Below are 19470 nucleotides of genomic sequence, written 5' to 3' on the forward strand. Positions count from 1 at the left end.
ATAAACGGGACGTAAAATTAGAAAAATATGGGTTGTCCGTGCGTTTTTAAAGAATGACCAGCTTTTCGTATTGTTCCGCCCGCTGGCCGTCCGCACCACGCACTACCATCCGGTAAACGTAAACACCCCTGCCGATATTGTCTCCGAAATCATCTTTTCCGTCCCAAATTATCGGCGCCGACCTATATCCCTCATTCTGAACCGTTTCGTTTATGGTTTTCACCAGCTTCCCCGACACGGTAAACACCTGAACCATCACATCAAACTGGGTACAACACTGGTTCGATTCGAAATAAAATTCGGTACGTGTGGTAAACGGATTCGGATAATTGAGCACGTGAGCAAGCTCCAGACCATTATTTTTCACCACCGTAAACTCGGTTGTTACAGTGGTGGAGTTATTGTAAACGTCCCACACTTTAAGCGTGAGTGTATGGCGGCCTTCGCTTAGGTTTGACAAGGGGTAAAGAATCCGGCCGCGCTGATAGCTGTTCATGTCGGCCTGGTAATAATCGTTCAGCACAATGGCATTGCTGGTTTGCTCATCAATTACCGCCACAATATCATGCCCGATTCCATTGCCTACGGTATTAATCCCGTTACTGTCGCTCACAATTGCAAGGAGTGTGGGCGAAGCATTTGTAATGCCACCAAACGCAAAATTGGTATCGTTCATAAACAACCGTACCTGCGGTCCGGCATTGTCGGCGGGGGCATTCGGGTTGGTGCCGCCAATCACAATATCTTCGCAGTAACCGCTTGCATCTGTTTGCCCGTTGTAAGCATAATAACTGATGCGGCCTTTGCCAAACTGGTATGCAATATCTCGCGGCACCACGAATGAGAACGTGTAATCACCGTTTACCACGCTTACTTTACCACGGTAAATGATATTCTTCTCGAACTTAAATGTAATTGGTGAGTTCGGCGGATCATTGCCAAGTGTGGTAATGGTTGATGTTTTATCAAACACGGTAGGATAAAGCACACCGTTGTAGCCGGTAAGCTTATTGCCCGCCTGATCAGCCACAAAGCCACTTACGGTTACACGGCTCAGTGCACGCAGCGTATCGGGCTGGGCCGGATTGAGCGGCTGGTTGTTTACTTCGGTAGTTACCACCTTGTTTTTGGGATAACGTAAACGCAGTGCCGGATCACCAAGCAAGGTAAAATTGCGGTTGTTGGTGTTGTTGCCGCTCGACACTTTGGTAATGCGGTACACATCGCCGATGCGGGGCATTTCACCGTTAATGGTATCAAATACGGCTTCGTAGAAATTATTGTTCAGAATAAAATTGGGCGAAGAATACACCAGTCGAACCGTGGTAAGCAAACCAATGCCGCCGCCGTCAGGATTGAGCAGCACATACTCGCCCGCCGAAGTCCGTGAAGGATCATCGAAACGGCTGAACTCGCAGGTAGCCGTTACAAACAAAGGCAGGTTGCAAAGATTTTTCCAGCCATTAATCTGCGGTACATTCACCGCCTGCTCGTGCGCAAGCCCTACTTCCCCGCCGTGACCGGTATAGTTGAGAATTAACGCTCCGCGTTCTACGCGCCGGTTAATTGCTTCCACCACGCCCGGATAACGTTCACCGCCGGGTGTTTGCTCCTGCTGGAAAGCATCGAAATAAATTTTATCAATATTAAAGTTGTCAAAAGCCGTATCCACCATCGTCGCAAGCTGATCGGCCTGCGTCATGTGCACGCCCGAATCTTCATCATCGCCAATAAAGCAGATCCAGTTTTTCCACTCACCGGTGCTGCTGCAATCTTGTCCGTTGCCACAAGCTGTAATGGTTGAAACAGGATCGTTGGCCATGTAGCGGCGAATCTTATTCATTACTGCTTCCGCCTGTTCAAGTGTATGTACCGGAAAGCGGCCTATTCCCACATCCACATAACCCACATCACTCAAACCATCCCACTCGCCCGAATCATCAAGAAGTCCATAGAACTCATCGGAGGTATATGAAATGGTAGGTGTTACACTGTTTGCATTCTGAAATGTGGGAATCATATTGGTATTTTGCGGCAGCTTGTACTTGTTATCATACGAACCGTCGCCAAACAGCAGCACATATTTCGGCATTTCTTCGGGTGTGGTGGCACGGTCGTACAACATGCGGATAAAATCGCGAATAGCTGTAATATCCTGCGCACCGGAAGAAAACTCGTTGTAAATCTGCTGCGGGGTAACTACAGTGTAGGTAAGCCCGTCAATGGCATTGTGCATCTGCCCGAGTTCGTTGGCCTGTGCAAGAAACATCGGATGCGCCACGATCACATAATCTACCGCAGTTTGCGCATGCAGGTTCTGATTGGCTACTTTACCCACGTAAGTGGCCGTAAGAAACTGTGACCCGTCGAATGCAATAAACTCACGTATTGAATCGGCAGGGAGCGTAAACTCATGTACGTTGCCGTTTACCGTAACCTGTTGCAAACGAGCATCGCCAAGCGCAGTTACATCCCATACTGCAACCTGCGGAATGGCATTGCCCAACGTGTAGCGCGCCACGTTTCCTGCTCCCGCACTGAGCGGATCGCGAAAAGCCATTTGCCCGCCGGCCATAAGCAACTGACGGCGAACATTCAGTTCAATCTGATTGAGCCAGCCCAACGCACCGGCCGCATTACTGCCACGGGCTACAGTTACGTTGATGGATGGTGACGTGGGAACAAACGACACCTGTGTCTGACCGAAAAGCGCATACGTATCATAATAGCTCGACACGTTTGCAGCGGGCACATTAAGCAAACCCGTGCCCGACTGGGCTGTTACATTATACGTGTGCGGTGTAGCCAGGCGCGAAACCAGATCGCAATACACCCAGGCCTGTACGCTGTTGTCGATATTGGGAAACGTAAAAGAGAAGGAATACTGCGACTGCAGGTCAAACTTCTCGCCATACCACTCGCGACCCGATTTAATCAGGTTTTCAAGATCCTGCTCGTGATAGGCATAATCGGTAAAAGAAGTTACGTTATGCGTAGGTGTGAGCGACGAAGAAGGTTGCGAAAGAATACGTTTGGCAGAACCGGGAGCAGTGGTAATAAAATAAAATGCCGAATCAGAATAATTATGCAGATTATGGCGGAAGCGCCCCGTGGGCTGATCATACGTCCAGCGATGCGGTGAAGTTCCGTAAAACAGCACATAATCGGTATTGTCAAAAACCCCGTCACTTTCACCCACCACCTGAATGGCATATTCATTCAGATCGTCGTAGTGTGCAGCGGCATTGCTGAACGAGAGTTGTCCGCGGCCATTCCCGTAAAGACGAATGGTGCGCGGATCGAGTGTGGCCATGTCATAACCCATACTCTCAAAAAACTGATAACTAAGCTTGTACACACCTGTTTGGGTAACCCCGATGCGGTGCCAGTCGCCGGAGGCGAGTACCGAGTTGGATGCATAGGTACGGGCGGAGGGCGAGCGAAGATTTCCGGCGGTGCTTCCCTGCACTACAAGACGAAAGCTGATGAGTTTATCGGCCGCATTGGTATTGGCATTGCGGCGCAGAGGCAGCACGGTAATATGAGCAATGGGCTGCCTGCGGCTGATGCCTACTTTTACATTTACCTCCGCCTCAGTGCCAAGTGTGGCTGCCGATGTGCCAAGTACGGCGGCTTCGGCAAAACTCAGCGGCGCATACACCGCATCCACAAGCTGTACAGTAGCCGAACGTGAGCCGGCGGCTAGCGTACGTTGCTCCTCGTAAAGAGGAAGGTAATTCCGCTCAGCATCGTAAGAAGCTTCCTTAAACCACAAAAAAGTACGGCTTTCGGTTTCAGAAAGCTCCGAAGTAACCGGCGCGCCCCAGTTGAGCTGTGTTACCGCAGCCCTTACCTGACGCGTATTTCCTGACTGAGCAGTAAGCCCGAACGGCAATAAAGCCAGTCCGATGACTGCTGCCACCCCACATTTCATTACTGTTTTCATATGCCTGACCCGGTACAATACCGGTTTTTCAAAATTAACGAAATAGCCCATACTTTGGTTTGCCTTAAAGAGCATTAGCCACGATTTAATACTCGTGGATTTGTGTTTTTCAGCCGAACTTGCCAAAACGGAAATGAAATTTTCTGCAATTCGGTGGCGTTTTTTTGAAAACTCCGCACAAATCTGATATATTTGTTTTCAGACGTTGTATCGGAGTTGACCAGAAATCGCCGAAAAAACGCAGGCAAACACCCGGATATTGTATTACAGGTTTCAAAAATGGGAATATTTGAAACTTGTTTTTCTTATATCCGTAACATATTAATTCAACGAAAACCCGTCTTCTATGCTGAAGCGACTGGTTATTGCATCGGGAATGCTTCTTTCGGCCGGACTGCTGAATGAAGTTCGTGCGCAGGATCCGCAGTTTACGCAGTTCTACGCCAATCCGCTCTATCTTAACCCGGCCTTTGCGGGAACTGCCCGCTGCCCCCGTATCTGTATCAACTACCGTAACCAGTGGCCTGCTATTTCAGGCACATTTGTTACCTACAGCGCCTCCTACGATCAGCACATCGATGGTATTGCAGGCGGTTTGGGCCTGCTCGTTACCAACGACCGCGCCGGTCAGGGCACGCTCAACACCACCAACGTGAGCGGTATCTATTCATACCAGCTCAACGTTACCCGTGAGTTCTCCATGAAACTGGGCATTCAGGCCACCTACGCCCAGAAATCAGTTGACTGGAGCAAACTCACCTTTGGCGACATGATTGATCCGCGAACTGGCTTTGTGTACAACACAAACGAGGTTCCCAACGTAACCAGCCGTTCCAATGTGGATATTTCGGCTGGTTTATTGGGCTTCAGCCGCCGGTATTTCTTTGGCTTTGCCGTACACCACGTTACCGAGCCCGACGAAGGATTTCTGGGAACCAGTAAGTTACCTATGAAATATACCGGACATGCCGGTGCTGTTATTCCCATCGGGGGCCGTTACAGCGAAACCAGCATTTCGCCCAATATCCTTTACCAGAAACAGCAGGATTTCCAGCAGCTTAACCTCGGTGTTTATTTCACAAAAGGTGCGCTGGTGGGTGGTCTCTGGTACCGAAATCAAGATTCTTTTATTATTCTGCTCGGTTTTCAACAAGATCTGTTTAAATTTGGCTACAGTTACGACGTAACTGTGTCACGTCTGACTAACGCAACCGCCGGTTCGCATGAGCTCTCTTTCCAGATGCAGTTCGAATGCAAACCCAAGAAGAAGAAGTTCAGAACAGTAAGCTGTCCCTCATTCTGATGGAAAAGAATAAGGGGCTATACTATTAATAAGGGAAACAACGTTATATAATCGGAAACTACTAACAAACCGTTGAAAATGAAAAAAGCAGCGATGCCGTTCATTCTCCTCGCAGGAGTTGGAATGCTTGCCTCTTGTGAGAAAGAGCGATCCAACGTAACCGGATGGGAATACAACAATCCCGATAACGGCGGCTTTGAAGTCGTGCCTTACGAAGAGCAGGAAACAGGCCCCGGTCTGGTGTTCATCGAAGGTGGTACATTCACTATGGGACGCGCCGAACAGGACGTTACCTACGACTGGAACAACGTACCGCGCCGCGTAACCGTTTCATCATTTTATATGGATGAAACCGAGGTTCGTAACCTCGACTACCTTGAATATCTTTACTGGACTGCACGTATTTATGGTCCGGATTACCCGGAAGTTTACAAACTGGCGCTTCCCGACACCCTCGTATGGCGCGAGAAACTGGCTTACAATGAGCCTTATGTAAACTATTACCTGCGCCATCCTTCTTACCGTGATTATCCGGTAGTAGGTGTAAACTGGCAGCAGGCCACCAACTTTGCCAGCTGGCGCTCAGACCGTGTAAACGAATACATTCTTATTCGTGAAGGTATTCTCGACTGGGCACCCGATCAGTTTGGTGATCAGGCTTTCAATACCGACCACTACCTGGCCGGCGACAAAGCCAGCACACCTTATGTAGGCAACGTGCTTGATGAGCCTATTTCACTCAACCCCACCGGACCGGAGTTCCGCCGTGTGCGTATGGAAGACGGTATCCTTCTGCCGAAGTACCGCCTGCCCACCGAAGCCGAATGGGAATTTGCAGCCTACGGCCTTATTGGCAATACCATCGTGGAACGTATCACCGACCGTCGCCTCTATCCCTGGAACGGCCACGCTGTGCGTAACCCGGATGAAGAATACATTGGTCAGATGCTTGCTAACTACAAGCGCAGCAACGGTGACCAGATGGGTGCTGCAGGCGCTCTTAACGACGCTGCCGACATTACCGCTCCGGTTTACTCTTACTGGCCCAACGACTATGGCCTGTACAACATGGCCGGCAACGTGTCAGAATGGGTAATGGACGTGTATCGTCCGCTTTCACTCACCGACAACGACGACTTCCGCCCGTTCCGTGGTAACGTATTTGAAACTCAGCTCAAAGACACCACCGACCCGATTGACCAGCCTTTGCTGGTAGAAGATTCAGTACGTTTTGATTCTGACGGAAACGTGGTGAGCATGCCCGGTATGATGCGCAGCCGTCAGGTTAGTCTTACCTACAAGGAAGACAAACTCGATCGCCGTCGCAACTACAAATACAGCGATTATATCAACTACGGCGATGGTGACGGAACATCTTCTCTTTACTTCACCGATCCTACCGCAGTACCCGCAAACAAACTCATGTACGAGTACGGCCAGTTCTCACTCATCAACGATAAAGCCCGCGTATATAAGGGTGGTTCGTGGCGAGACAGAGCATACTGGATGGTGCCCGGCACCCGCCGCTTCCTCGATCAGACACAGTCAACAGCCTTTATTGGTTTCCGCTGTGCAATGGATCGTGTAGGCAGCCCGCGCGGCCTGGGTGGTCGATAACTTTCCGAAAAATTCAGGCGCATCGCCCCAGGTTCATAGTAACTTGGGGCGATCGTTTTTTGTTTATGTACACTGACATTCACACACTTTACCGGCACTTTCTCAGTGCTCCTCACATCAGTACCGATACACGCACCATTGTTCCGGGCAGTATTTTCTTTGCGCTTAAAGGGGCCAACTTCAACGGCAACAGCTTTGCGCTTCAGGCATTACAGCAGGGTGCTGCATTTGCTGTAGTGGATGAAGAAATTACCGGTGCTGATGGGCGTGTGCTCCGTGTGGCCGATGTACTTGCCTCCTTGCAGGCATTGGCCCGCCACCACCGGCAGCAGCTTGGGAATAAAGGCCTGCGTGTGCTGGCTCTCACTGGCAGCAACGGCAAAACCACCACCAAAGAATTAATGGCACGCGTGCTGGCTCAAAAATTCCGCACCCATTACACGCATGGCAACCTCAACAACCATATTGGTGTGCCGCTTACGCTGCTCCAGCTAACCGATGCACATGAGTTTGCCGTAATTGAAATGGGCGCTAACCATCAGGGAGAAATAAAACAGCTTTGCGAAATTGCCGAACCCGACTTCGGGCTCATCACCAACATCGGGCTGGCGCACCTCGAAGGTTTTGGCGGACCGGAAGGTGTACTCAAAGGCAAAACCGAAATGTTCCGGTTTATTGAAAGCCGGCAGGGTAAAATTTTTCTTCTGGCCGACGAGCCACGCCTCAGCGATTACGCACAACGCCTGCAGACTGTAACCTATGGCACGGCAGAAAATGCAGATGTTTCGGGCACACTCATAGCCGCCGATCCGACACTTGCATTTGTCTGGAAAGCCAAGCCGCACAAAAAGCCGCACGAAGTATATACGCGGCTTGCCGGTGGCTACAACTTACCCAACCTGCTGGCTGCCGTAGCCGTGGGCCTGAATTTCGGCATCAGTGAAACGGAAATAAACAACGCGCTGGCAGACTATCAGCCCGACAACAACCGCTCGCAATGGGTAAAGCGAGGTAATGTGCAATTGCTGCTGGATGCCTACAATGCAAATCCGTCGAGCATGAAAGCAGCTATCGAAAACTTTGCGACGCTTCAGGCTCCGGCAAAAACAATTGTAATTGGCGACATGTTTGAGCTGGGCGAATCTTCGGCGGAGGAGCATCAGCGTATCGTAAATATACTTGTCAGGCTTTTGCCTGATGCCACTGTACTTCTTGTGGGCGAACATTTTTCGCACACAACCGATCGTTGCGGATTTCATCGCATGCCTCAAAGTGCGGATGCTGCCACATGGATACGCGCGCACATGCCACAACAGGGCATGGTACTGATTAAAGGTTCGCGCGGGATGAAAATGGAACGGGTGTCGGAAATATTTGCAGGCAATTAGCCCCGTCTGCCCGCCCTAAAACAATCCACCTTTACACAACCTACTCAAATACAAAAGCTCAACCGGAACCGGTTGAGCTTTTGCGTTGTTGGTGAGCTGTATCAGATTAATCGAGAATGGCGCGGGAGATTACAATTTTCTGCACTTCGCTGGTGCCTTCGTAAATCTGTGTAATTTTTGCATCGCGCATGAGACGCTCTACATGATACTCTTTCACAAAACCGTAACCACCGTGAATCTGAACGGCTTCAACGGTTGTATCCATAGCCACTTTCGAAGAATAAAGTTTGGCCATTGAACTGCTCAGGCCATAATCCATATCGTTGTCTTTGTGCCAGGCTGATTTGAGGCAGAGCAAACGTGCGGCTTCAATTTGTGTAGCCATGTCAGCCAGTTTAAACTGAATAGCCTGATGCTGTGAAATGGGCTTGCCGAATGCTTTGCGCTCTTTAGAATAAGCCAGCGCAAGTTCGTAAGCGCCAGAAGCAATGCCCAACGCCTGAGCAGCAATACCAATACGGCCGCCGGTGAGTGTTTTCATGGCAAATTTGAAACCAAAGCCATCTTCGCCGATGCGGTTTTCTTTGGGCACTTTCACATCAGTAAACATGAGTGAATGTGTATCAGAACCGCGGATACCGAGTTTGTTTTCTTTGGGTCCTACCACAAAACCGGGCATGCCTTTTTCAACGATGAATGCGTTGATGCCTTTATGACCTTTTTCGGGATAGGTTTGTGCAATTACAAGATAAACCGAAGCACTGCTGCCGTTGGTAATCCAGTTTTTGGTGCCGTTGAGCAGGTAGTGATCGTCTTTTTCAATGGCAGTGGTTCGCTGTGAGGTAGCATCAGAACCGGCTTCGGGCTCGGAGAGGCAGAATGCGCCGATGATTTCGCCTTTAGCCAGCGGCACAAGATATTTCTGTTTCTGTTCTTCGGTGCCAAAATTTTCGAGACCCCAGCATACCAATGAGTTGTTCACCGACATGATTACTGAACAGGAAGCATCTACTTTCGAAATTTCTTCCATTGCCAGTACGTAGGAAATGGTGTCCATTCCGCCGCCGCCGTATTTGGGATCAACCATCATACCGAGGAAACCGAGTTCGGCCATTTTCTTTACCTGTTCTGCAGGAAAGGATTGATTTTCGTCGCGCTCAATTACACCCGGCTTCAGTTCATTCTGCGCAAAATCGCGTGCGGCTTGCTGAATCATGAGGTGTTCTTCGGTGAGTTCGAAATTCATGGCTGAAAGATAGTTTTAGGTGTGTTAAAATTGGTGGGCAAATATACCGTATCAGTTCGAGTTGCACCAGTTTGCGCCGAAAAAAGACGGGGAATTCTGGAGGTTGACTTATTTTGCGTGATCTTTTGACAAAATGCACGAAAAAAAGCTAAACAGAAATTCGCTTCTGGTGCTTGGCGCCATGTCGGGCACCTCGGCCGACGGGATTGATTTTGCGTTAACCGAGCTGAGTGGCGAAGGCGACAAAATAACGCACCGTGTGCTGGCCGCCGAAACCGTTGGCTACAGTAAGGAGTGGCTCGCACAACTGCGCGAAGCCGAGCAATGCAGTGCGGTTCGGCTGGCCGAATTGCATGCACTTTATGGCAAACATACCGGCGAGCAGGCGCTCCGTTTTTTGCAACGCCACAGCCTGCAGGCTGATGCGCTGTCTATGCATGGGCACACCTTGTTTCATCAGCCCGGACGAGGTTTTACGTTTCAGCTTGGCAGCGGGGCAGCAGCAGCCGCAGCAGCGGGGCTTGTAACGATATGCGATTTCAGAAGTACGGATGTGGCGCTGGGCGGACAAGGTGCGCCGCTGGTGCCGGTTGGCGACAGGCTTCTGTTTTCAGAGGCTGATGCCTGTTTAAATCTCGGCGGGTTTGCCAACGTATCTTTCGAAACCGAAACCGGCCGCATTGCATTTGATATTTGTGCCGTGAATTATGTACTGAACAGGCTTGCGCAACGTTCGGGCAAAGCCTACGACGAAAGCGGCAGGCTGGCACAAAGCGGCAAACTCATTGCGCCGTTGTTTGAACAGCTTGAGTGTTTGCCGTGGTACACACTGCCACCACCCAAATCGCTTGGCCGCGAATGGGTGGAAGCTGAAATTTTCCCGCTGCTTACCGAAAAATTCGCACCCGAAGATTTGCTGCACACCTTTACCGAGCATACGGCCAGCCAAATCAGTGCGGTGTGCAAAAACAAAGGCAACGTACTCATCACGGGCGGCGGCACACACAACACTTACCTGCTTGAACGTTGCCGGCATTTCGGGTTCAGCAATCAGCTCATTCCGCAAAAACAAACCATCGACTTTAAGGAAGCGGTGGTGTTTGCCTTGCTGGGCTGGCTTCGCCTGCAGCATTTACCCAACGCGCTGGGCAGTGTAACCGGCGCCCGCAAAAACAGCTGCAGCGGCGCAGTTTACCTGCCGTAAACAACAAACGCCCTTCTTTTCGGAGGGCGTTTGTTTATAAAAATAAACTACGATTAGAAATCGTCGTCGTAGAAACCGTCGTCATCATCATCGAGATCAAGATCATCGAAGCGAAGATCATTTTCGATTTTCACCTTACGATCATCTTCCACATCATCCACAGAATCGTCCTCTTCGGGTTTTTCATAATCATCATCCTCTTCTGGAAGGTCGTCGTCGCTTTCGTCGTCTTCCGGAAGATCGGCCATGTCGTCTTCTTCGTCATCACTTTGTGATGATGCTTTCTTTTTCGACACTTTGCCTTCATCGGCATCACTGTGCCCGTTACCTGTGCTGTTGGTTTTGCTTGCTTTTTTCATCACCGGTATAACTATGCTTTAAAGGTAGTAAGGTTTTTTGGTTGCCAAAAAAATTTGATGCCGCAAGTTTAGCATTTTTTTTTGCCGCGAATGCGATTCAATAAATGAAGTTAAACAGAAAAATTATTCTGGTGAAAAAAAGGGCAAAAGGCGATATTTTTTTTGACAAACCGGAATGTTTTGTTAATGGGTTGGTTTTGACGGGAGAAAGGAAAGCGGAGCGGATGAGTTTTGTACTTTTGCGGCTTCACATTTTAATCAACGCAATGAACGATCTTCTTAGCGCCTACGAAAACAAGCAACCCGAAATTGTTTTTGAATGGAAAGATGCCGAAACCGAAGCTCAGGGCTGGGTGGTAATTAACTCACTGCGGGGCGGGGCGGCCGGTGGCGGCACGCGCATGCGCAAAGGTCTCGACCGCCGTGAGGTGGAATCGCTGGCAAAAACCATGGAAGTGAAATTCACGGTAGCCGGCCCTGCCATTGGCGGCGCAAAGTCGGGCATCAATTTCGATCCGGCCGATCCGCGCAAGAAAGGTGTGCTGGAGCGTTGGTTCAAAGCGGTAATGCCTTTGCTGAAAACATACTATGGCACCGGCGGCGATTTGAATGTGGACGAAATTCACGATGTAATTCCGGTCACCGAAAACCTCGGCCTGCTGCATCCGCAGGAAGGTGTGGCGCGCGGCCATTTCGGCGCCGATTCGGCCGGTTTACAGCACCGCATCAGCAACCTGCGCACAGGCGTGTCGAAAAAAGTAGATGATCTGCGTTTCGTACCTGCTGCCGGTTTTACGGTAGCCGACATGATTACCGGTTACGGTGTGGCCGAAGCAGTGCGCCACTACTATGCTCAATGGGGCGGCAGTGTAAGCGGCAAACGTGTGCTGGTGCAGGGCTGGGGCAATGTGGCTTCGGCAGCAGGCTACTACCTGGCGCAAATGGGTGCACGCATTACCGGCATTGCCGACCGCGACGGCGGCCTGATTAACCGCGAGGGGTTTGATGCCGAAGCCGTGACCAAACTGTTTATGCAGAAAGAAGGCAATAAACTCCGCGCAGACAACATGCTTTCGCCTGAGCAGGTGCAGCAGGAAATCTGGAACTGCGGAGCCGAAATATTTATTCCTGCCGCAGCCTCACGTTTAGTAACGCGCGAACAGCTTGATGCCATGATTGCAAACGGCCTCGAAGTAATTTCGTGCGGCGCTAATGTGCCTTTTGCCGATCCGCAAATTTTCTTCGGTCCCACCGGCGAGTATGCTGATGAGCGCGTGAGTGTATTGCCCGACTTTATTGCCAACTGTGGCATGGCGCGCGTATTTGCTTATCTCATGCAGGAAAACGTGGCACTCACCGACGAAGCTATTTTCAACGATGTTTCGGCCACAATTGGTAGAGCACTTGCCAATACGCATGCAGTACATTCGCAAAAAACCGGCATTGCAAAAGCGGCTTTTGGTATTGCGCTCAAGCAATTGATGTAACTTACCGCAAGCAATCTGTAACCGATGTTTGAGTATATCGCCCATAACTTTCAGGAATTCTCCGCGCAGAAAATTGCGGGCGAATATGTAATGGGCGATCTTATCGGGTTTGCCGGGGTATTGCTGCTTGGATTTTTGCTGAAGAAATTTCTGGCCAAACTGCTCACGCGGCTGCTCTTCCGGCTGTTCAAAAAACGTGAATCAGAACGAGCCGGATTTGACGAGCTTTTCGAACTGCTGCGCAAGCCGCTGAATGTGCTGCTCATTTTGCTTACTGTTTACGGCGCTTTTCAGTTTATCGACTTCCCGCAAAGCTGGCACATGAAACCGGTTTCACAGGTGGGTGTGAAAATGGTGCTCGACAAACTGATGCTGGTGGCGCTGATGGTTGCATTTACGTGGGCGCTCCTGCGGCTTACTGATTTTTTCGGACTGCTGCTACTCCACCGCGCATCCGGCACACACGATGTAACCGACAACCAGCTGATTCCGTTTTTGCGCGAGTCGATAAAAGTGCTCATTTGCATCATGAGTTTCTTTTTTATTCTCGGCGCCGTTTTTCATGTAAATGTAGCCTCGCTGGTGGCCGGTCTTGGCATCGGTGGTCTGGCGGTGGCGCTGGCGGCAAAGGAAAGTCTGGAAAACCTGCTGGCTTCGGTGACTATTTTCCTCGACAAGCCTTTTGTAATTGGCGACCGTGTAATGGTTGACAACATTACCGGCAGTGTGGAGCGCATCGGTTTCAGAAGCACACGCATGCGCACCGACGATCAGGAGTACGTAACCGTGCCCAACAAGCGCATGGTGGATAACCAAGTGTTTAACCTCTCGCAGCGCCCGGTAAGGCGTGTGCGGCTCAACATTACACTTGAGCACAAGGCGCGTCCTGAGCAGATAAAACAAATACGCAATGCTATTCTCTCCCTTTTGCAAACCCATAAAGAACTGGTTAGCGAAGACAGTCGCGTACACTTTTTTGCAGTAACTGCCACTGGCTACGAAATACAGATCACCTATTTCATTAAGGTGCTTGATCCGGATCTTTACCTGAATGTGCGCGAAGAAATAAACTTTGCCATTTACGATTTGCTGCAGAAAGAAAAACTGAATTATTCCTGGACGAACCCCAGTCCGGCCAGCTGATTTTTACCACTTATTATGCCGCTCCTGCCGTTTACAAACGGGCAGGCTCCTGCCTATAACATTGCGCAGACGGGCTGCGTTACACAAGCAGAAACACATTCTTCATCAACCCGTACGATCCTGAATGAACTGAACCTTTACACTGTGATTACTGCTTCTGTTGTGCAATGAACGTCAACGCATCCCCTGACCGCACATTCCCCATACACAGCAGCAGCCATAAGTACCACAGACGCTCACCGGCCGGTGCAGCCACGACGTTCATTCAAAAATTAACGCTAAAAAGGATCGACATGGACAACAAATTCGTCCTCTCCGACAGTTTCAACGAAGTAATCTTCGAGCACCGCAACAAAGCGTATGGTGCCTATCAGATGCGCCGCCGTTATGGCCGGCAAATGATAAGTGCTGCGCTCATTGCCAGCGGGCTTTTTATTGGTTTGTTTGTGTATGCGCATACGGCTATGGCCTATGAAACACCGCAACTACCCAAACCAAAAATTCCAACCCGCATCATTCAGGTAACTGTAATTAAGGATGTGCCGCCCACTGAGCCGTTCAAGCCGCGCGAACAGCCCAAGCCTGAACAGCCCAAGCCCGACGTGCGTTATGCACCGAAAGCCTCGGCGCAGCTTACCTCTACGATTGATGTAACCTCCAAGCCGGTGGCTTCAATTCCCGACAACACTGCCGGCGGCAATCCGGGCGGAACAACTGGCGGCCTTGGCGGCGGCACACCCGAACCCGGTTGCGACGACTGCCCTCCTGCCCTGCTTCCCGAGCCCGAGCCTGCCGGCCCGGCCCCGATTCCTGACTGGGTGGAAGAAATGCCCGAAAACGCCGGACTATTCGGATACCTGATGAACAACTTACGCTATCCGGCAGATGCCCGTGAGCGCGGTGTGGAAGGCACGGTAATTCTGGAGTTCATTGTAAACAAAGACGGTTCGTTCCGCGATATTAAAGTAATTCGCGGTGTGTGTCCGTCTATCGACCGCGAGGCCATTCGGGTGGCGCAAAATATGCCACGCTGGAAACCGGGCAAACAAAACGGCATGACTGTAGATGTGATTTGCCGGCAGCCCATTGCCTTCCGGTTAGCTAAATAAATGCTTCCTGTCTGCGGAATATTCCCTTAAAGTAGTTTCCTTCCGCCGCAGACTTTTGCAAAACCTTCAGGGTGGTTCCAGCCCTGAAGGTTTTTGCATTTGGGGGCGGATGTAAACACTGCGGTGTTGAAAATCGGGGAAGGTGTGCGGGCAGGAGCAGTTGCAGGTGCGATAATTTCGGGGGATGAATGAAACGGTGTGTGCAGTAAACTATTGTACAGCCGTTTATAATTCGCTCACAATGTTTGCAAAATAGCGTGCTACATACGAAACACGCTGTTTGTGCAGTTTATGCTAAAAGAAACGAACCAACTATGCTGCTCAGTTTTCTTCTTCAGATTACACCTTCTGCCGGAAATGCGGCTGCAACAGCCACCACAACCACAACTCCGGCGCCAACGGCCACCATTGATTTAACCATCTGGGAGTTTATCGTGAAAGGTGGTATTATCATGTTGCCGCTGGGTTTGCTGCTGCTGCTCACCATTTATTTTTCCATTGAGCGGTTAATTGTAATCAGCAAAGCCGCGCGGGTTGACCGCACGTTTATGCCCAACATCCGCGACATGCTGCTTTCGGGCCGCATTGAATCGGCCAATGAGCTTTGCAAAGTAAAGAACACACCCGAAGCCCGTGTAATTGCCCGCGGACTCAGCCGCCTCGGCAAGCCCTCGCGCGAGATTGAAGTGGCCATGGAAGCAACAGGCCGTCAGGAAATTGCGTTTGCCGAAAAACGATTGCACTATCTCAGCCTCATTGCACGTGTGGCGCCCATGCTTGGATTTATCGGTACGATTATCGGTGTGGTGAAAATCTTCTTCGATATTTCAAACTCAGGTGATATTTCGATTGAAACCATTTCGGGTGGTCTTTACACCAAGATGGTGGCCTCCGGCGCAGGACTTTTTGTAGGTATTATCGCCTTTATTTTCTACCACCTGCTCAACAGCATGGTGGATAAAATTGGCCGCAATCTTGAACGTTCGAGCCTTGCGTTTCTTGATCTGATGCATGAACCGGCAAAATAACCCGAGGTTATTTTCTGCTTTGTTGAATTTCTGATTACAAAATTAACCAGCACATGAATCTCAGTCGCCGCCATAAAGAATCAGCCGAGGTATTTACTGACTCGCTCAGTGATATCATGTTTTTTCTGTTGTTGTTTTTCATCATCCTCTCCACGCTGGTTAACCCGAACGTAATTAAGCTGAGTTTGCCAAGTTCAAAGAATCCGCCTGTGGTAAATACCGATGCGGTGAACTTACAGGTGGATGCCAGCCACAATTATTACATCAACAACGTACAGATCTCCTTTGCGGAAATGGAAACCGCACTTGCTGCCGAAACGAAAGCCAAAAACACCACCAATGTGATTTTGTTTATGGATAAATCACTCACCGTGCAGGATCTGGCCGATGTGATGCAGGTAGGCTCAAAACTCCAGCTTAAAATGGTTCTTTCCACAAAAGCCGTAAAATGAAAACCATTTCTCCCGACCTGCTGATTCCAACCGAGAAAAAAGAACCACATCTGATTTCGGCAGGTGTTACGTTGGCTATATTTTTCGCTTTACTGCTTTTCTTTATCTGGTGGAGCATACAGGTACCCAATCCGCCACTGCCGCCTGAACCCGAACCGATGGAGATTGAATTCATCGACCTGAATATCGGAGCCGGGGCTGGCGAAAACTCAAGCAATCCGGGAGGTCAGTCGATGGGCAATTCGGGTGAAGCGGGTTCGGAAGCTGCAGAACAGCCTGTTCCCAATCCGAACCCCACACCCGCCTCAAACGGTTCAATTACCGGCAACGAAGCTGATAATCCGCAGGCCAACAATGCCCCTCAGGCCAGTGCCGCGCTGCAAAATGCGCTGGCCGCGTTTAACAAAAACAAAGGCAAAGCCTCTATTAATGTAACCGGTGGCGGGCAGGGTAATGATCCTTACGGCGGCGGCATTGGCGGCGGCAAAGGAAACGGCGAAGGGGATGGCGAAAATTCGCCCGGCGAGGGCGGTCCCGGACCAGGCGGAAGCGGCGGCACCGGCAAAGGCGTGCGCAAACTGCTTTCAAAGCCCGATGTAAAAAATCCGACGCTTGAAGAAGGCGTGGTGGCTGTGGATGTGTATGTGGACAAAAGCGGCCGTGTAGTGCGTGCCGAAGTGAACTCAGCCCGAAGCACCACGATTAACACCATTCTCCGCGCCACTGCCAGACAGGAAGCCACCAAGCTGGTGTTCAGTGCCGATGCCAGCGGCCCCAACCAGCTGCTTTTAACTATTGAATTTAACTTCACACTGAAGTGACCTACCGGCAAACGCTGGATTACCTGTACAGCCGCCTGCCCATGTTTCAGCGGGTGGGTGCTGCCGCCTACAAAGCCGATTTGAGCAATACGCTGGCTATTTGTAAGGCGCTGCATCATCCTGAGCAAAAGTTTAAAAGCATACACATTGCCGGCACCAACGGCAAAGGCTCCACTTCGCATCTGCTTGCGGCTGTGCTGCAGGCGGCCGGCTACAAAACAGGGCTTTATACCTCGCCGCATCTGAAAGATTTCCGCGAGCGCATCCGCATAAACGGGCGTATGATTCCGCGCACACGGGTGGTGGCGTTTGTGCAGGAATCGAAAGCTGTTTTTGAGCAGATTGAGCCTTCGTTTTTTGAATGGACGGTGGGCCTTGCGTTCGATTATTTTGCGCGCGAGAAGGTGGACATTGCCGTGATTGAAACCGGCCTTGGCGGACGGCTTGATTCGACCAATGTAATTACGCCGCTGGCCTCTGTAATAACCAACATAAGCTGGGACCACGCCAATTTGCTGGGCGATACGCTTCAGAAAATTGCGGGAGAAAAGGCTGGCATTATCAAGCCGGGCATACCGGTAATTATCGGCGAAACGCAGCCCGAAGTGAAAGCCGTATTTGAGCAGAAAGCCCGCCTTGAACAATCGCCGGTGTTGTTTGCCGATGCGGTTTACAAGCTGCGCAATGTAAAGCAGACGCGCCGCAGGCCTGTTCAGCTTGTGTGTGATGTGGTGCGTGCGCGCAAAACTGTATGGAAAGAATTGCGCTGCGGGCTGCCAGGGCTTTATCAGCAAAAAAACATGGCTACGGTGCTGGCCGCGCTCGACAGTTTGCGTGCACAAGGCTTTCGCATAACAGATGCAGCCGTGCGCAAGGGCTTTGCTAAAGTAACGGAACTTACCGGCCTGCAGGGCCGCTGGCAGGTAATTGGCACAAAGCCATTAACCATAGCCGACACCGGCCACAACGAAGCGGGCATAAATGAAGTGCTGCGCCAGATCAAAGCTATGCCTCACAGGCAGCTGCACATTGTATTTGGCATGGTAAACGACAAAGATGTGAGCAAAGTACTGAAGCTGCTGCCCATAAAGGCGAAGTATTACTTCTGTGCCGCCAAGCTGCCACGGGCACTTCCGGCGGCTGAGTTGCAGGTTGCAGCAAAACCATTTGCACTGGAGGGCCGCATCTATAAAAGTGTAAAACAAGCCGTTTCTGCCGCCCGCAAAGCAGCTGCTGCAAACGATTTGGTGTATGTGGGCGGCAGTACGTTTGTAGTTGCCGAAGCTATTTAAAAACGATATCCTACACAATTACAATCACTTAGCCATAAATCGAAAAAAAATTTTGCTGATTTTTTGGAGATTAAAACATCAGCAGTATATTTGCAGCCCAATAACACGGGAGCATAGCTCAGCTGGTTCAGAGCATCTGCCTTACAAGCAGAGGGTCACAGGTTCGAATCCTGTTGCTCCCACCACAAAACCAACGACTTACAAAGGAAACTTTGTAAGTCGTTTTGCTTTGTACACAAAATGTGCACAAAATGAAACGTCGTTTAAAAGCATTTTACGATAAATACCTCTACTACTTTCCGGACATCTGGCAATATCTCATCATTATCGTGGGATTCACAATCTGCTGGTTGATTTTCGGACTGTAAGAACGACGGAGCAGGTTTATTTTTATGAATGATTACGGATCGTTTGCTTTCGTAGTAAGCCGTAATCAAAACAGCTCGCAGGTGTCAAAAGCACATATTTATTGAATACAAATTATACAACAATATTTTAGCTGCGATTTTCACTCATCGGAGATTTTATAAACTCCATCCGGTTCAGATTTCCCATTGTCTAATTCTTTGGTAAGGACGCGAATAGCACTGTATTTTTGTTTCTGCAAATCACACCAAATGAGTTTCGCCGGAAAGTTTTTACTGCCTTTTGCCGCCACGGTTATTACTGTATTTTCGATCAGCTACTCGGCCTGCCATGAAAGCAAGGCAGATGGTGCAAATGAGACCGTATCAGCGCAGGTAAGGGGTGATTTTCAGAAATACGAGATAAAGATTGATGAGCTGGTGAAAATTCATGAAGAGCAGGTGAAACTGTTTACCAACGACGTGGGGATGACCAGCAACAGTGAGGCGCTCGATTTGATTCAAAAACATAAATCGCTCATAGAAAAACACCAGAATCGTCTTGATTATCATCGTTTACAGCTTTTACACGGGGATACGGCCGATACGGCCAAAGCCAATATCATCCTTAACGAGCTGAAAACCGATCTGGAACTTATTGCCAAAGATATGGATGCCGTGCGGGCAGACGCAGAGGGAGAAGCAAGTTTGAATATCAGACAATAGATACT

The 19470-nt window shown here is 50.1% G+C and carries 15 protein-coding genes and 1 tRNA gene; 13 read left to right on the forward strand and 3 right to left on the reverse strand.

Annotated features, from left to right (window positions below; all coding sequences use genetic code 11):
• Positions 1-46: 46 nt before the first annotated feature.
• The gene (gene porU, locus IM638_09100; protein ID MCA6363184.1) at positions 47-3946 is read right to left on the reverse strand and encodes a type IX secretion system sortase PorU; all 3900 of its coding nucleotides are present in this window, start codon (positions 3944-3946) and stop codon (positions 47-49) included.
• 346 nt (positions 3947-4292) lie between these two features.
• Between porU and IM638_09105 the strand changes: the two genes are divergently transcribed.
• The 3 genes from IM638_09105 (at position 4293) to IM638_09115 (ending at position 8254) form a co-directional block, all read left to right on the forward strand.
• Positions 4293-5249: a type IX secretion system membrane protein PorP/SprF gene (locus IM638_09105; protein MCA6363185.1), complete on the forward strand. Its 957-nt coding sequence runs from the start codon at positions 4293-4295 to the stop codon at positions 5247-5249.
• A gap of 78 nt (positions 5250-5327) precedes the next feature.
• Entirely contained in the window at positions 5328-6866 is a 1539-nt protein-coding gene (locus IM638_09110) for an SUMF1/EgtB/PvdO family nonheme iron enzyme (protein MCA6363186.1), read from the forward strand.
• Between the two features lie 65 nt (positions 6867-6931).
• Entirely contained in the window at positions 6932-8254 is a 1323-nt protein-coding gene (locus IM638_09115; protein ID MCA6363187.1) for a UDP-N-acetylmuramoyl-tripeptide--D-alanyl-D-alanine ligase, read from the forward strand.
• Positions 8255-8360: 106 nt separating this feature from the next.
• On the opposite strand, the gene IM638_09120 is transcribed toward IM638_09115, so the two are convergent.
• Entirely contained in the window at positions 8361-9500 is a 1140-nt protein-coding gene (locus IM638_09120; GenBank protein ID MCA6363188.1) for an acyl-CoA dehydrogenase, read from the reverse strand.
• A 133-nt stretch (positions 9501-9633) separates the two neighbouring features.
• On the opposite strand from IM638_09120, the gene IM638_09125 reads away from it, so the two are divergent.
• A complete protein-coding gene (locus tag IM638_09125; protein ID MCA6363189.1) occupies positions 9634-10704 on the forward strand; it encodes an anhydro-N-acetylmuramic acid kinase in 1071 nt (356 codons plus the stop codon).
• Between the two features lie 53 nt (positions 10705-10757).
• Here the strand turns inward: IM638_09125 and IM638_09130 are convergent, their stop codons facing one another.
• The gene (locus tag IM638_09130) at positions 10758-11063 is read right to left on the reverse strand and encodes a hypothetical protein (GenBank protein ID MCA6363190.1); all 306 of its coding nucleotides are present in this window, start codon (positions 11061-11063) and stop codon (positions 10758-10760) included.
• A gap of 266 nt (positions 11064-11329) precedes the next feature.
• Here IM638_09130 and IM638_09135 point away from each other — a divergent pair, with 266 nt between their 5' ends.
• The 9 genes from IM638_09135 to IM638_09175 all read left to right on the forward strand — a co-directional run bounded on the left by IM638_09135 (position 11330) and on the right by IM638_09175 (position 19465).
• Positions 11330-12550, forward strand: coding sequence for an amino acid dehydrogenase (locus IM638_09135; protein ID MCA6363191.1), 1221 nt, complete (start codon positions 11330-11332; stop codon positions 12548-12550).
• Between the two features lie 24 nt (positions 12551-12574).
• On the forward strand, positions 12575-13693 hold the full coding sequence (locus IM638_09140) for a mechanosensitive ion channel family protein (GenBank protein ID MCA6363192.1): 1119 nt from the start codon (positions 12575-12577) through the stop codon (positions 13691-13693).
• Positions 13694-13986: 293 nt separating this feature from the next.
• Positions 13987-14802 (forward strand): TonB family protein, encoded by an 816-nt coding sequence (locus IM638_09145; GenBank protein MCA6363193.1) that lies wholly within the window; start codon positions 13987-13989, stop codon positions 14800-14802.
• A gap of 314 nt (positions 14803-15116) precedes the next feature.
• Positions 15117-15830: a MotA/TolQ/ExbB proton channel family protein gene (locus tag IM638_09150; protein MCA6363194.1), complete on the forward strand. Its 714-nt coding sequence runs from the start codon at positions 15117-15119 to the stop codon at positions 15828-15830.
• A gap of 53 nt (positions 15831-15883) precedes the next feature.
• Positions 15884-16282, forward strand: a complete 399-nt coding sequence (locus IM638_09155) for a biopolymer transporter ExbD (GenBank protein ID MCA6363195.1) — start codon at positions 15884-15886, stop codon at positions 16280-16282.
• A complete protein-coding gene (locus IM638_09160; protein ID MCA6363196.1) occupies positions 16279-17103 on the forward strand; it encodes a hypothetical protein in 825 nt (274 codons plus the stop codon). The genes IM638_09155 and IM638_09160 overlap by 4 nt, the downstream gene beginning before the upstream one ends.
• Positions 17104-17144: 41 nt before the next feature.
• On the forward strand, positions 17145-18395 hold the full coding sequence (locus tag IM638_09165) for a bifunctional folylpolyglutamate synthase/dihydrofolate synthase (protein MCA6363197.1): 1251 nt from the start codon (positions 17145-17147) through the stop codon (positions 18393-18395).
• 107 nt (positions 18396-18502) lie between these two features.
• Positions 18503-18580: transfer RNA gene (locus tag IM638_09170), tRNA-Val, on the forward strand.
• A 432-nt stretch (positions 18581-19012) separates the two neighbouring features.
• Positions 19013-19465 (forward strand): hypothetical protein, encoded by a 453-nt coding sequence (locus IM638_09175; GenBank protein ID MCA6363198.1) that lies wholly within the window; start codon positions 19013-19015, stop codon positions 19463-19465.
• The last annotated feature ends 5 nt before the right edge of the window (positions 19466-19470 follow it).

Source organism: Bacteroidota bacterium, assembly GCA_020402865.1.
Classification (GTDB): domain Bacteria; phylum Bacteroidota; class Bacteroidia; order Palsa-965; family Palsa-965.

Coding starts and splice junctions, on each gene's coding strand:
- IM638_09115 (MCA6363187.1), top strand. CDS start 6,932: ATGTACACTGACATTCACACACTTTACCGGCACTTTCTCAGTGCTCCT.
- porU (MCA6363184.1), bottom strand. CDS start 3,946: ATGAAAACAGTAATGAAATGTGGGGTGGCAGCAGTCATCGGACTGGCT.
- IM638_09160 (MCA6363196.1), top strand. CDS start 16,279: ATGAAAACCATTTCTCCCGACCTGCTGATTCCAACCGAGAAAAAAGAA.
- IM638_09145 (MCA6363193.1), top strand. CDS start 13,987: ATGGACAACAAATTCGTCCTCTCCGACAGTTTCAACGAAGTAATCTTC.
- IM638_09130 (MCA6363190.1), bottom strand. CDS start 11,063: ATGAAAAAAGCAAGCAAAACCAACAGCACAGGTAACGGGCACAGTGAT.
- IM638_09140 (MCA6363192.1), top strand. CDS start 12,575: ATGTTTGAGTATATCGCCCATAACTTTCAGGAATTCTCCGCGCAGAAA.
- IM638_09165 (MCA6363197.1), top strand. CDS start 17,145: ATGTTTCAGCGGGTGGGTGCTGCCGCCTACAAAGCCGATTTGAGCAAT.
- IM638_09135 (MCA6363191.1), top strand. CDS start 11,330: ATGAACGATCTTCTTAGCGCCTACGAAAACAAGCAACCCGAAATTGTT.
- IM638_09155 (MCA6363195.1), top strand. CDS start 15,884: ATGAATCTCAGTCGCCGCCATAAAGAATCAGCCGAGGTATTTACTGAC.
- IM638_09150 (MCA6363194.1), top strand. CDS start 15,117: ATGCTGCTCAGTTTTCTTCTTCAGATTACACCTTCTGCCGGAAATGCG.
- IM638_09175 (MCA6363198.1), top strand. CDS start 19,013: ATGAGTTTCGCCGGAAAGTTTTTACTGCCTTTTGCCGCCACGGTTATT.
- IM638_09105 (MCA6363185.1), top strand. CDS start 4,293: ATGCTGAAGCGACTGGTTATTGCATCGGGAATGCTTCTTTCGGCCGGA.
- IM638_09120 (MCA6363188.1), bottom strand. CDS start 9,500: ATGAATTTCGAACTCACCGAAGAACACCTCATGATTCAGCAAGCCGCA.
- IM638_09110 (MCA6363186.1), top strand. CDS start 5,328: ATGAAAAAAGCAGCGATGCCGTTCATTCTCCTCGCAGGAGTTGGAATG.
- IM638_09125 (MCA6363189.1), top strand. CDS start 9,634: ATGCACGAAAAAAAGCTAAACAGAAATTCGCTTCTGGTGCTTGGCGCC.